The sequence below is a fragment of the Pseudomonas sp. NBRC 111131 genome, from assembly GCF_001320525.1.
GTDB classification, from domain to species: Bacteria; Pseudomonadota; Gammaproteobacteria; order Pseudomonadales; family Pseudomonadaceae; genus Aquipseudomonas; species Aquipseudomonas ceruminis.
On the sequence record NZ_BCBH01000005.1, the window covers coordinates 181640 to 193672 of the forward strand.

General features: G+C 62.0%; 15 protein-coding genes. 4 read left to right on the forward strand and 11 right to left on the reverse strand.

Features of this window, described 5'->3' with window-relative positions:
* Positions 1–188 precede the first annotated feature (188 nt).
* The gene (locus tag APH34_RS07420) at positions 189–608 is read right to left on the reverse strand and encodes a tetratricopeptide repeat protein (protein ID WP_054900533.1); all 420 of its coding nucleotides are present in this window, start codon (positions 606–608) and stop codon (positions 189–191) included.
* Between the two features lie 953 nt (positions 609–1561).
* Here APH34_RS07420 and APH34_RS07425 point away from each other — a divergent pair.
* The 3 genes from APH34_RS07425 to APH34_RS07435 all read left to right on the forward strand — a co-directional run bounded on the left by APH34_RS07425 (position 1562) and on the right by APH34_RS07435 (position 3929).
* Positions 1562–1786 (forward strand): hypothetical protein, encoded by a 225-nt coding sequence (locus APH34_RS07425; RefSeq protein ID WP_054900534.1) that lies wholly within the window; start codon positions 1562–1564, stop codon positions 1784–1786.
* Positions 1787–2034: 248 nt separating this feature from the next.
* Complete coding sequence (locus APH34_RS07430) at positions 2035–2517, forward strand: hypothetical protein (protein WP_054900535.1); 483 nt, start codon at positions 2035–2037, stop codon at positions 2515–2517.
* A 146-nt stretch (positions 2518–2663) separates the two neighbouring features.
* Complete coding sequence (locus APH34_RS07435) at positions 2664–3929, forward strand: OmpP1/FadL family transporter (protein ID WP_054900536.1); 1266 nt, start codon at positions 2664–2666, stop codon at positions 3927–3929.
* Between the two features lie 41 nt (positions 3930–3970).
* Here APH34_RS07435 and APH34_RS07440 read toward each other — a convergent pair whose 3' ends face one another.
* The gene (locus APH34_RS07440) at positions 3971–4900 is read right to left on the reverse strand and encodes a LysR family transcriptional regulator (protein ID WP_054900537.1); all 930 of its coding nucleotides are present in this window, start codon (positions 4898–4900) and stop codon (positions 3971–3973) included.
* A gap of 114 nt (positions 4901–5014) precedes the next feature.
* Here APH34_RS07440 and APH34_RS07445 point away from each other — a divergent pair, with 114 nt between their 5' ends.
* A complete protein-coding gene (locus APH34_RS07445) occupies positions 5015–5275 on the forward strand; it encodes a DUF2798 domain-containing protein (protein ID WP_054900538.1) in 261 nt (86 codons plus the stop codon).
* Positions 5276–5452: 177 nt separating this feature from the next.
* Here APH34_RS07445 and APH34_RS07450 read toward each other — a convergent pair whose 3' ends face one another.
* The 9 genes from APH34_RS07450 to cobU all read right to left on the reverse strand — a co-directional run bounded on the left by APH34_RS07450 (position 5453) and on the right by cobU (position 12032).
* Positions 5453–6004, reverse strand: coding sequence for a glutathione peroxidase (locus APH34_RS07450; RefSeq protein ID WP_054900539.1), 552 nt, complete (start codon positions 6002–6004; stop codon positions 5453–5455).
* Between the two features lie 46 nt (positions 6005–6050).
* Entirely contained in the window at positions 6051–6173 is a 123-nt protein-coding gene (locus APH34_RS29885; protein ID WP_256215539.1) for a hypothetical protein, read from the reverse strand.
* A complete protein-coding gene (locus tag APH34_RS07455; RefSeq protein WP_054900540.1) occupies positions 6170–7372 on the reverse strand; it encodes an MFS transporter in 1203 nt (400 codons plus the stop codon). Before APH34_RS07455 ends, APH34_RS29885 begins: the two co-directional genes overlap by 4 nt.
* 63 nt (positions 7373–7435) lie before the next feature.
* A complete protein-coding gene (locus tag APH34_RS07460) occupies positions 7436–7840 on the reverse strand; it encodes a MarR family winged helix-turn-helix transcriptional regulator (protein WP_054900541.1) in 405 nt (134 codons plus the stop codon).
* 42 nt (positions 7841–7882) lie between these two features.
* Entirely contained in the window at positions 7883–9061 is a 1179-nt protein-coding gene (locus APH34_RS07465) for a glycoside hydrolase family 5 protein (RefSeq protein ID WP_054900542.1), read from the reverse strand.
* Between the two features lie 99 nt (positions 9062–9160).
* Positions 9161–9895, reverse strand: a complete 735-nt coding sequence (locus APH34_RS07470) for an adenosylcobinamide-GDP ribazoletransferase (protein WP_054900543.1) — start codon at positions 9893–9895, stop codon at positions 9161–9163.
* Complete coding sequence (locus APH34_RS07475; RefSeq protein ID WP_054900544.1) at positions 9896–10462, reverse strand: histidine phosphatase family protein; 567 nt, start codon at positions 10460–10462, stop codon at positions 9896–9898. It lies immediately after the preceding gene.
* Positions 10459–11514, reverse strand: a complete 1056-nt coding sequence (cobT, locus tag APH34_RS07480) for a nicotinate-nucleotide--dimethylbenzimidazole phosphoribosyltransferase (protein WP_054900545.1) — start codon at positions 11512–11514, stop codon at positions 10459–10461. The genes APH34_RS07475 and cobT overlap by 4 nt, the downstream gene beginning before the upstream one ends.
* Positions 11511–12032, reverse strand: coding sequence for a bifunctional adenosylcobinamide kinase/adenosylcobinamide-phosphate guanylyltransferase (cobU, locus tag APH34_RS07485; protein WP_054900546.1), 522 nt, complete (start codon positions 12030–12032; stop codon positions 11511–11513). The genes cobT and cobU overlap by 4 nt, the downstream gene beginning before the upstream one ends.
* Position 12033: the final 1 nt, after the last annotated feature.

Below are 12033 nucleotides of genomic sequence, written 5' to 3' on the forward strand. Positions count from 1 at the left end.
TCGCCTTGCCGGGCACTTTCGCGGCGCTGTAGGTACATGACCCATCCCAGGCCAGGCAAGGCGCCTGCCACCAAGCCCAACAGAATGCTGGTCAGATCCACTGCCATGCTTACCCCAATCGAACGGTTGCGAAGTGAGTGCAGCTTATCAGCCTGATTGAGCGCACGCCTGCACAGGCTCAGCGCTCGTCAGCCTGGAAACCACTGCCGGAGCAGCCGCAGAGCTTCCTGCGAGCCCTGCCCCGCTGCCAGCTCAAGCCAGTAACGCGCCTGCTCCGGCTCAGCGGCCTGACACAGCCGCGCATACTCCAGTTGCGCCCGCCGATCGCCCGCGCGGGCCGCCTGGCGTAGCAAATCATGGCCGATACGCCGATCACGGGCATTGCCACAATCCCGGCACAGCATCTGCCCCAGCCGGCTCTGGGCCACCACCACGCCCTGGCGGGCCGGTTGCTTGAGCAGACGCCCCGCCAAATGCTTGACCTGCGGTTTGTCACCCAGGCGCGGGCTGTCGAGCAACCAGAGGGCCACTTTCAAAGAAAAGCGTTTGGACGCAGGGGCTGACGACGAAACAGCAGGGCTGGCGAGGGGTTTACCGCGAAGCTTCATGACAAACAGGGAAGGCAGCTCGAAAGGCGCGCCACTCTACTCCTTTTTTTGGCCCATGGCCCATCCATTTCCGGAGGATGGAAAAAAAATTTCACTGATCTTTTCTTGACGTTTCCAAGTCAGTGACCAGGCAGTCGTCAACTGCCGGATGATTGTCGGACAGTTCTGTAATTTGCTGGCACGCCCGTGCTAGAGCAAGTGCTTTGGACAATCCACAGTTCCTGTGGATAACTCGGTGGACAACCCCCTTAATGACCCCGCAAACCCCTATGAATTAAGGCTTCCAGTCAAACTGACGATTTTTTCACCAGCTAAAATTAGTGTTTTTTTTCATTGACTTAAGGTATCAGTCAAGGCATTGGCGAGCGTTGGCGGGCCTGTTGCAAGGCTGTTACAAGTCGCGCCTCAAATGTGAACAAGTGCACCAGAAACCCGCATTTGAATGCACGAAATCGGGACATTCGACCAAATGCGGGTTATTCACCCCCCTTCCCACAACGTGAAAGACGCGCCATACTGCGCGGCTCGCCTGAAGAAACATGGCAAAGCTTGCAAAGCCCGCCAGGTTCCGGTAAGGTGCGCCTCGTTAGTACCAAGCTGAAAGTCAATTCTGGCCAGAAGCGTCCTTGCAGAACAGCTCCCCCCAAGAGCATCACTGCTGAAACCAGGACCGGCCCTTTCGATGATTCACTCGCCAGCCTTGCGCTGCCCAAGCACGAATCACGTGACAGATTGATCAGGATTCCATTCCGACGGCCTAGAACCTTGGCCCCGGCATGCTGCCTGCCCTCTGAAGTACCTACCAGTCAGCCCAAGCGCCCACATTTGATTGCGCCCCCTCTGGCTGCCCTGTTCCAGTCAGGTTCGTTCGTCCCTTAATAAAGGCGTCACTGGAACGTTTCTATCATGCACGGATCATATCCACCGTGTTTAAAGCAGGAACATCCAACAATATGCAAACTCATCATCAAATTCAGGCTGCCATTGGCACCCTCTCCCAGGCCTTCTCGCCGTTGAAGTGCCTTATCACTGCCCCACGCAAGGGCAACTTCAGCTTCACGCTGGTGGACGAGCACGGCGTCGCCTGCCACACCGAACGCCTGTACCCTGAACAGTACAGCCGCTCTGGGCCGCTGCAGGCAGTCATTGATCGCACGCGCCAATCGCTCACTGCGTGAGCGGCGAATACCGTGGCATTCAGTGGCTGAATTCTATCGACAGTACCCTGCCTGAACGTTCTTGGCGTAATTGCCTCAGGGCATATAGCGCCCTACGTCAGGCAGCAATCGATTTAAAAACAGCTCTTTACACCACGATTATCACACTACACTTCAACTCGAGCGGTCCTAACCGCTTCCGGCGGGCCTGAACATTCACCAGCTGCCAAGCTCCAGCGCCCGTCGGCCCCTTACTGCTCGAGGGCATCATGGGTATTGCGGCGAATGAATTGTGTCAGTATGTGATCCGACCGACCCTGGTCTACCTGAATCGTCATTGCGCCAGTGCCGAAGCCCTGCTGTTGGGCATCGCGGCCAGCCAGTCGGCGCTTGGTTCAGCCTTGCATGACCGCCGTGGCCACGGCCTCTACCGCATCGGTGAAAACCGGCACCAGGCGGTGTGGGACGACTTTCTCGCCCGCGACCCGGAGCTGGCCAGCCTCGTGCGCGGCCTGGCAAGCCAGCACGCCTTTCTTGGCGGCCCGCACCTGGAACTCACGGTAAACCTGCGCTACTCCACCGCCATTGCCTGGATGCTCATCGAAGAGCAGGCCACGCGCTTGCCTGCCGCGGACGATCTGCTGGGGCAAGCGCGCATCTGGCGGCAGATTTTCCATCCCCAAGGCCGCCTGCGGGACTTCACCCAGGCCTGGCATCACTGCGTTGATCAGAAATTACCTCAAGCATCTTAGGAAGCGTCCTACATCATTACCGGAAAAAATGGAATTTTAGTCGGATTGTCCTACAAAACCGCTCTATCTCCAGTGATTGAGGCTATAGCGCGGCGCGTGATTTGTTGGTAGCTTTTCGCCCCGGAGATCCCAAGGAGTTTCTAATAATGAAAAAAGCAATGCTCAAAACCTCCCTCGGCGTAGCCGTTGCTCTCGCTTCCAGTCAATTGTTCGCTGCCGGCTTTGCCCTCAACGAACAAAGCGTCAGCGGCATGGGGACAGGTTTCGCGGGTCGTTCTTCCGCTGCCGATGATGCCAGCACGGTGTATGGCAACCCTGCCGGTATGTCTCGCCTGAAGCGCCAGCAAGTCACCGTGGGCGGCGCAGCCGTCATCGCCAAAACGGACATTTCGGGTGCGGGCAGCAGCCCACTGCCAGGGGAAACCGATGGTGACATGGTGCCTGTGGTTGGCGTACCAATGGGTTACTACGTCAAACCGATCGACGATCACTGGAGCGTCGGCTTCGGCGTTTACGTGCCGTTCGGCCTGGTAACCGACTACGGCAGCGGTGACGCCGCACGCTACTGGGGCAAAAAGAGCCACGTCGAGGTCATCACGTTCCAGCCTACTGTCAGCTATGCCTTCAACGACAAGGTTTCGATTGGCTTCGGTCCGACCATCAACCGCATCAAGGGTGAACTGGGTTCCAACACCCTCAACCCGCGCTCGCCCGGCTTCAATGACGGCGAAGTGAAGATCAAAGGTGACGATACCGCTGTCGGCTACAACGTCGGTATCCTGGTGCAAGCCACCGACCGCACCCGCGTCGGCCTGACCTACCATTCGATGGTCGACTACAAGCTCGAGGGCGACACCAAGGTCAACAACGCCTTGATCGGCCCGTTCAGCGGCAGCAAGTTCGATGCCACGCTGAAGATCAAGACTCCAGAGTCGGTCGACTTCTCGGTCACCCACGAACTGGACGACCAGTGGACCCTGTACGCAGGGAGCACCTGGACGCGCTGGAGCCGCCTGAAAGACATCACCGTCAACAACGAAGTACCTGCACCGCTGGCTGCTCAGTTCGGCACCATTACCGAGGAGCAGAACTGGCACGACACTTGGGCGCACGCCATTGGCGCATCGTACAAGGTGAACAAGGAATGGGTACTGCGTACCGGCTTCTCCGTCGACCAGTCGCCAACCAACAACCACGACCGTTCGCCGCGCATCCCTACGGGTGATCGCAAGGCAGTCAGTTTTGGTGCCGGTTGGAGCCCGAACGACGACATGACCATCGACGTGGCCTACTCCTACCTGTGGGAAGAGGACACCAAGGTCAACCTGGCCAGCCCTACCAAGGGTCGCTACCAGGCCAAGTACGAGAACAGCGCTCACGGTATCGGTGCTTCCCTCACCTACCGCTTCTGATTCGTACCGCTGCATGGAAAACCGCCCTCGTGGCGGTTTTTTTACGCCTGAACCTGCCAGTTGTCGCCCAGCGCATCGCGCAGGTAGTCCATGAACACGCGCACCTTGGCGGTCATGGCGAAACGGTCGGCCAGGCACAGGTAGATATCCATCGGCTCGGTCTGGGCATAGGCCTGACCGTGGTCGCTGTATTCAAACAGCGGCACCAGCGCACCGCTGGCCAGATGCGGCCGGACAATGAACTCGGCGAGCCGGGTGATGCCACCGTCGTTGAGCGCCATCTGGGTCAGGGCATCGATGTCGTCACTGATCAGCACGGTGCCGAATTCCGCTTCAAAACGCAGCCCGTCGCGCATGAACCCCCAACGCAGGAAGCGGCCATCCACGGGGTAGCGAAACACCAGGCACCGATGCTCACGCAATGCTTGGGGCGTGGTGGGCAACCCGGCGCTTGCCAGGTAGCCAGGCGAGGCACAGCAGATGAACGGTATGCGAGCGATGTGCCGTGCCAGCAGGTGATCCTCCAACTGCGGAGTGATGCGCAGGCTGACATCGACATCCTCACGGGCATGGTTGACACGTCGATCAGTCGTTATCAACTCTATCGAAAGCAGCGGGTAGCGGGCGCTGAATGCCGGGATCAGCGGCGCCAGGACATGGCGCCCGAACGCTGAGGTAGAGGCAATGCACAGTCGCCCCTGGGGTTCGCTATCAGGGGTGGTGACAGCCTGCTCGGCCAGGGCCAGATCGCGCTCGATGTGCCTGACGCGGTCATAGTAGAGCGCGCCGGCTGGGGTCAACACCATGCTGCGGGTGGTGCGGCTGATCAGGCGTACCTGCAGGTGCCCTTCGAGGCGTGCGAGGTTCTGGCTGACCGCTGCGGGGGTGAGGCCAAGGTTGCGTGCGCCAGCGGCGATGCTGCCAGCTTCCACGACCTTGATGAAACAGCGGATAGCGTTGAGGAGATCCATGGGGGAACGCTTTTATTCGTAAGAATCTCTTTATAAAGAACTCAGTATTACCGGTCTACAGTTGTTACCTGTTGCATTGCTAACCTGCGGCTCCAACCTCATCAAGGAAATCGCATGAGCAACCTGCCCCAGCCGCGCAGCCTGCGCAAATTGCGCCCAGGTGCAACCCCTTACGTATTCGCGTTCTACATGTCATCCATCATGGCGCTGTTGATGTGCTTCGTCATCACCGCCGCCAACGCGGGAGTCAACCCACAGTATCTGAGCAATGTGCTCAAGGCCTACCAGTTGGCAATGCCAGTGGCATTTGTCTGTGTGCTGATGGTCAGGCCGTTGGTCGTGCGTTTGGTTGCGCTGACGGTGCACCCACATTGACCCAAGTTGCTCTGGCTTGTGCCGTTGCTTCTGCTTCAGGAGGCCGAACGCAGGTCTTGCTCAGGGAGGTGACGCCATGGATGTAGGCCAAGCGCTGCGGCCCAGGAGGGCCCGGTCAGCGCGGTACTTCCAGGCACAAGACCGGAGCAAGAGAACCCCAAGCGCGGGAGCCGGCCTTCAAGGTTGCGAGGCAATCGCCTTGTCAATTGCCGCCCTGAACGCAGGATCATCAGGCTTGGTCAGGCTGGAAAAATTGGCAATCACCTTACCCTTGCGGTCCACCACATACTTGTAGAAATTCCACTTCGGCGCACTGCTCTGCTTGGCCAGCTCCACAAACAGTGGAATCGCATCCTTGCCACGCACCGCCTGGGCCTTGGTCATGGTGAAGGTCACACCGTAATTGGCGTAACACACCTTGGCAGTCTTCTCGCTGTCCGCATCTTCCTGCTTGAAATCGTTGGAAGGCACACCCAGCATCTCCAGGCCCTTCCCGTGATAAGCCTTGTAAGTGGCCTCCAGCCCCTCGAACTGCGGAGCAAAGCCGCAATAGCTGGCCGTATTGACCACTACCAACGGTTTGCCGACAAAACGCTGGCACAAGTCGACCTGCCCCTTGCCCCGCAATTCCGGCAGGCTCCCCTGCAACAACGCCGGGCAATCTCCCGCCCAGGCAGAACCCGCCGCCACCAAAGCCAGCAACGGCATTGTCAACCAATGTGCACGCATCGTTGGGTACTCCTGCAAGACAGTCCAAGAACTTGCAGGGTAGCGCTTAACAAACGCCCATGCCCAGTTGCATCAACGCCATGCCACCCCGATGCCAGCCCCACCACACCAGCGCCAGCAACAGCACGCCAGCGCCAGCCAGCAAGCCACAGGCCCAGTAGCGGTTCATGCCGCCTTGGCCTGCAGCCGAGCGACCGGGCGCTCGCTCACGGGCCAGTTGAGCGCTGCAGCCAGCAAGCTGAGCAGGATCGAAATCTGCCATACCAGGTCGTAGTTGCCCGTGCGGTCATACACCACACCGCCCAACCAGCCCCCCAGAAACGCGCCTAATTGGTGGAACAGGAAAACGATCCCACCAAGCATGGACAGGTTACGTACACCAAACAGGGTAGCCACCGTGCCGTTGGTCAACGGCACAGTAGAAAGCCACAACAAGCCCATGGCGATACCAACCAGATAGGCGCTGAATTCGGTCACCGGCGCCCACAGGAACAGTACGATCACCACTGCGCGTAGCAGGTAGAGCCAGGTGAGCAGGCGCGGCTTGGACATGCGCCCGCCGAGCCAGCCCGCGGTATAGGTGCCCACAATGTTGAACAGCCCGACCAGCGCCAGCACGGTGGTGCCGGTGGTGGCCGCCAGATGCTGATCGACCAGATAGGCCGGCAGGTGCACGCCGATGAACACCACCTGAAAACCGCAGACGAAAAAGCCCAGGGCCAGCAGCCAGAACCCGGAATGCGAGCACGCCTCGCGAAGCGCCTGCCCCAGCGTCTGCTCCACACCATGGCTGGGCAGTGGGCGGTCGCGCAGCATCCCGACGAAGGGCACGATCAGGGCCACCAACAGGCCCAGCACCAGCAAGGCAGCCGACCAGCCCAGCCATTCGATCAGGCCAAGGGTACCCGGCAACATGGCGAACTGACCGAACGAACCGGCAGCGCTGGCAATGCCCATGGCCATGCTGCGTTTCTCTGCCGGGACAGCGCGGCCGACCACGCCCAGAATCACCGAGAACGAGGTGCCGGAGAGGCCAATACCAATCAGCAAGCCGGCACTGAGTGACAGGGACCAGGCCGAATCAGCGGTGCTCATCAGCAACAGGCCTGCGGTATAGAGAATGCCACCGATGATGACGACCCGTGCTGCGCCGAGGCGATCGGCCAACGCACCGGCAAACGGCTGAGCCAGCCCCCAGATGAGGTTCTGCAACGCAATGGCGAAGGCAAACACCTCGCGCCCCCAACCAAAATCGGCGCTCATCGGCGCCAGGAACAGCCCGAACCCATGCCGCACGCCAAGCGACAACGCCAAGATCAACGCTGCCCCCACAAGCACCCAACCGCTGGTTCGCCACACCGAAGTCATTGTTGTTATCTCCAGCACATCGCAAGGTTATGCGGGTATATACCCGCGTTTGGTCGTAGTCGATCAGGCCAGCCGTTCCAGCAAACGCACCAGTTCATCGCGCGGCCCTTCGCCCAGGTGCTCCACCAACCTCTGCTGCGCAACCTCCCACGCCGGGTAGGCGACCCGCAGGCGCGCTGCGCCTGCCTCGGTCAGCAGCACCACACGGTTGCGCTGGTCGTCACCGTCAGTCAAGGCCACCAAGCCCTCCGCCTCCAGGACCCGCAGGTTGCGCCCCAAGGTACTGCGCTCCAGGCCCATGGCCTCGGCCAGGGTGGTGATACTGGGTCGGTCAAGCCGCTGCAGGTGGCGCAGCAGGGAAAACTGGGCGACATTGATACCGAAACCGGCAAGGGCCTCGTCGTAATGTCGGCTTACTCCGCGCGCGGCACGACGCAGATGGGTGCAGATACATTCACTGGTCAACATGGGTACGTGTATATACCCGCAACCTGGACGTTGCAAGCAGTTTCACGGCGCCAACCGCCGGCGGATAGGCTCGAACACCTCCGTGGCGCGCCGCGGGAGGCTGTCCGGGGTACCCTGTTCGATGGCCTGCCAATAGCGCCATGGCACCTTTGCCACGCCCAGTTCGTAATCCATGCCATCCCAACTGTCTTCACGAAAGCTATAAAACGCCCAGTGCAGCTGATTACGCTCCAGCACCGTGAGCACGTCTTCCAGGTATTGCCGACAACCTGGCAGGCGCCGCATGCAGCCAAATTCGCCGACAACCAGCCGTGAACGCGGCACCTTCATCGCATCCACCCACCCCAAGGCTTGAGCGAGGTACTGTTCGACACGCTCACCGTCCCAGTATTGACGTGCGCCCGCGAACGGCACCGGGCCTGGATAGGCGAAAGGCCGCTCACGCGACAAGTTAGGCGCGCTGGTGGCGGCATAGGGCTCGTACATGTGCACGCTGTAGAGCACGCGCTCATCCTGCAGCGGTTCGGGCCAGTAGCTGAACGCATCGGCGCCGGCATACCAGCCAGCATCCACCATGATGGGGGTATGTGTGTCCACCTCGCGAATAGCCGCCAGCAGTTGGCCATACAGCGCTGGCAAGTCTCGCGCACTGCCCCTGGCCTGCCCGTACCAGCGCTGCATCTGCTGTGCAGGGGCATGCTCGGCGAGGCCGCCATGCTTCTCCGGGGCCGGTTCGTTGATCAGGTTATAGGCGGCGACGGCCGGGTGATCCTTCAGTTCACGGGCCAGGTCGCCCCAGAACGTGGCCGCCTGTGACCAGAAGCGTTTGTCCTGCCACAAACGGTCGTCGAACTGGCCCTGGTTGTTCTGCGACCATCGCATGCCCGGCAATGACAGCGGTGCGATGACCACCTTGAGCCCGGCCTGATGAGCACGGTCAAGGGTGTCGCGCAAGCGTTTCAGGTCCGCGGCGGGCAGGCCCTGGTAGTGGTCGGCATCGCCCAGCAGAACGTCACGCTGCGCGGGCTGCCATTTATCGTAGGACAGCCGTACCCAGGTGGCGCCATAGGCGCGCAAGGCCTCGAAGTAGGCCTGGTCGGGCGGCAGACGGTTGAAGCTGTTGCCACCATGGCGGGGGGTGTTCCAGAAGTCGATGAGGTCTGCGGCGCTGGCCAGAGGCGACAACATCGCCAGCAGACTGGCAAGGATCCAGTGATGCATGGGGCCTCCCGGCCAATCGAACAGACAGCCGAGGATAACCCCGCAAGGTCAGGGAAATGGGCACCAATGCATTGCTGAAAATGACTGTACGCGGTCAACTCAACGGGTGAGCGCCAGCCCCAGCAGTACCGTGAGCTCGAGCAACTCCAACAGCGCACCGGCCGTGTCCCCGGTAGTGCCGCCCAGGCGTTGGCACATCAACCGCCGCAACCAGCAGAACACCCCGAGCGCCGCCAGCATTGCCCAGGCCGCCCCCAGCCCGCCAAGCACCAGGCACACCAGCAGGCTGGCCAACAACACCCAGGTTGCCGCAGGGCGCGGCAGGTGCTCGGCCAAAGCCTGCCCCAGGCCGCCTTTGCGCACGTAGGGCGTGCCGAGGAACAATCCAAGCACCGCCGTTCGCCCCAACACTGGCGCCAGCACCAGCAGCGCGCCCGCACCGCGCTCGACCAATACCCACAACGCACAGAACTTCAGCAGCAACACCAGTACCAGGGTCACCACGGCAATCGGCCCGCTGCGCGGATCCTTCATGATCGTCAATGTGCGTTCGCGGTCGCCGAACCCACCCAGCCAGGCATCGGCGCTATCGGCCAAGCCATCCAGGTGCAACGCGCCACTGAGCAGCACCCACAGCGTCAATAACAGCGCCGCGTGCAGAGGCGCTGGCGTCCCTTGCAGCAGGTGGCTCGCCAGCCACAACAGCAGGCCGAAAAGCAGGCCTACCAGCGGGTAGAAAAGCAGCGAGCGACCCATTTCACGAGGCGCGGGCATGCCTGGCAAACGCACCGGCAGGCTGCTGAGAAACTGCAAGGCAATCCAGAACGGCAGCACTCAGCACACCTCCTGCAGCAGGTCGCCGTTCACATCCAATCGCACCAACGCACCATGGCCAACCTCAACCTGCAACAGGTGCGCCCGAGGCAAGCCACGGGCTCGTGCCAGCAGCAGACGCATGACGCCACCGTGGGTGACCAGCAACACGCGCTTGCCCGCATGTTGCTGCCCCAGGCGCTCGATGCCCGCGAGGACGCGGTCGGCGAATGCGCTAACCGGCTCGCCTGCAGGCGGCGTATAACCATAGGGGTCGGCCCAGAAACGCCCCAACTCATCCGCATGGGTTTGCATGAGCTGCAGAGCGCTGCGCCCTTCCCAATCGCCAAAATGCAGCTCTTGCAGGTCGGCCTCCCGCTGCACCGGCAGGCCCAGGCGCGCCCCCAGTTCGTCGGCAAACCGTGCGCAACGCTGCAACGGCGAGCTGACCAGCACCTGCCAAGGCCCTCCGGCGGCCACGGCCTCTCGCATCTGCGCCCAGCCTTTTTCGGTCAAGGCATCGTCGAGGCTGCCACGCAGGCCGCCGCCGTACTCGGTTTCACCGTGGCGCAGCAGGTCGAGGATCATGCCGGCCGATCCGCCACCGCCGCTTCGGCAAACGTCGCCATCTGGCCATGCAGGGCGCAGGCCAGGCGTAACAGCGGCACCGCCAGGGCCGCACCACTGCCCTCGCCCAGACGCAGGCCCAGAGCCAACAGCGGTTCGGCATCCAGGGCAGCGAGCAAGGCCTTGTGCCCTGGCTCGGCGCCCTGGTGGGCGAACAGCAGCCAAGCGCGGCACTGCGGGTTGATACGGACCGCCACCAAAGCGGCAACGCTGCAGATGAAACCATCCACCAGCACCGCGATGCCTTGCTGGGCGCACGCCAGGTAGGCACCTGCCAGGGCTGCGATCTCAAAGCCGCCAACGCAGGCCAGTGCGTGCAGCGGCTCATCGGCACGCAGGCCATGCAGCACCAGGGCGCGCTCGATGACTTCAGCCTTGTGACGCACACCGGCAGGGTCCAGGCCAGTGCCTGGGCCGCTCAGTTCAGTGGCCGGACACGCCAGCAGTGTGCTGGCAAGGGCCGCGGCGGCCGTAGTGTTACCAATCCCCATTTCGCCACCGATGAACAACTGCGCACCGCTATCGGCAGCGCGCCGAGCACTGTCCCGGCCCGCCTGCAGGGCCGCGTGCAATTGCGCCTCAGTCATCGCTGGCTGGTGCGCGAAATTGGCAGTGCCCGCTCCAAGCCGCACGTGGTGCACACCCGGCAGTTCCAGGTGCGGATCGACAGTACCCAGGTCAACCACCTCGAGGCTGGCTTGCAGTTGACGCGCCAGCACGCTGATTGCTGCACCGCCGCCGACGAAATTACGCAGCATTTGCCCGGTGACCGCTTGCGGGTAGGCCGAAATGCCCTCCTGCACCACCCCGTGGTCACCCGCGAACAGTGCGATGGCGACATGCTCCAGGGTCGGCCGTGCACAGCCCTGCAGGCCGGCCAGTTGCACCGCCAGGCCTTCCAGCTGGCCAAGCGACCCGGCAGGTTTCGTCAGCTGCTGCTGACGGGCCTGGGCCAGGTCCATGGCAGCGTTATCGAGGGGTTGGCAGGCGTCACGCCACCAGGGTTGATTCATAGTGCGGGTCCTTTAAGCATAAGAGGCAGGCCGGCCACGGTCAGTACCACGCGCTCGCAGCGCCCGGCAACGGCCTGGTGCAAGCTGCCGGCCTGGTCGACATAGCGCCGTGTCAACTCGCCCATGGGGACGACGCCCAGGCCGGTTTCGTTACTGACCAGGATCACCGTACCGGGCAAGTGCGTCAGGCATTCGAGCACAGCATCGCGCTCCTGGGCCAGGCGCTGGTCGTTTTCAAGCATCAGCAGGTTGGTAAGCCACAGGGTCAGGCAGTCCACCAGCAGGCAGCGCCCTTCGGCGGCCTGGGCGCGCAACACGGCGGCCAGCGCCAGTGGCTCTTCGATCAGCCCCCAGTCAGCCGGCCGACGCGCGCGGTGCAGGCGCACACGCTCGTTCATTTCACCATCGAGCGGCTCGCTGGTGGCGATGTAGGTCACGGGCAGGCCGCTGTCGATCGCCAACTGTTCGGCCAGGCGGCTCTTGCCGGAGCGGGCACCGCCAAGGATAAGGTTGCGCATG

Bases quoted from the DNA above. Each gene is read 5' to 3' on its own strand.
- cobU (WP_054900546.1), bottom strand. From the start codon at position 12,032: ATGCGCAACCTTATCCTTGGCGGTGCCCGCTCCGGCAAGAGCCGCCTG.
- APH34_RS07460 (WP_054900541.1), bottom strand. From the start codon at position 7,840: ATGTTGACCAGTGAATGTATCTGCACCCATCTGCGTCGTGCCGCGCGC.
- APH34_RS29885 (WP_256215539.1), bottom strand. From the start codon at position 6,173: ATGAACCGCTACTGGGCCTGTGGCTTGCTGGCTGGCGCTGGCGTGCTG.
- APH34_RS07445 (WP_054900538.1), top strand. From the start codon at position 5,015: ATGAGCAACCTGCCCCAGCCGCGCAGCCTGCGCAAATTGCGCCCAGGT.
- APH34_RS07420 (WP_054900533.1), bottom strand. From the start codon at position 608: ATGAAGCTTCGCGGTAAACCCCTCGCCAGCCCTGCTGTTTCGTCGTCA.
- APH34_RS07475 (WP_054900544.1), bottom strand. From the start codon at position 10,462: ATGATCCTCGACCTGCTGCGCCACGGTGAAACCGAGTACGGCGGCGGC.
- APH34_RS07425 (WP_054900534.1), top strand. From the start codon at position 1,562: ATGCAAACTCATCATCAAATTCAGGCTGCCATTGGCACCCTCTCCCAG.
- APH34_RS07450 (WP_054900539.1), bottom strand. From the start codon at position 6,004: ATGCGTGCACATTGGTTGACAATGCCGTTGCTGGCTTTGGTGGCGGCG.
- APH34_RS07440 (WP_054900537.1), bottom strand. From the start codon at position 4,900: ATGGATCTCCTCAACGCTATCCGCTGTTTCATCAAGGTCGTGGAAGCT.
- APH34_RS07435 (WP_054900536.1), top strand. From the start codon at position 2,664: ATGAAAAAAGCAATGCTCAAAACCTCCCTCGGCGTAGCCGTTGCTCTC.
- APH34_RS07455 (WP_054900540.1), bottom strand. From the start codon at position 7,372: ATGACTTCGGTGTGGCGAACCAGCGGTTGGGTGCTTGTGGGGGCAGCG.
- APH34_RS07430 (WP_054900535.1), top strand. From the start codon at position 2,035: ATGGGTATTGCGGCGAATGAATTGTGTCAGTATGTGATCCGACCGACC.
- cobT (WP_054900545.1), bottom strand. From the start codon at position 11,514: ATGAATCAACCCTGGTGGCGTGACGCCTGCCAACCCCTCGATAACGCT.
- APH34_RS07465 (WP_054900542.1), bottom strand. From the start codon at position 9,061: ATGCATCACTGGATCCTTGCCAGTCTGCTGGCGATGTTGTCGCCTCTG.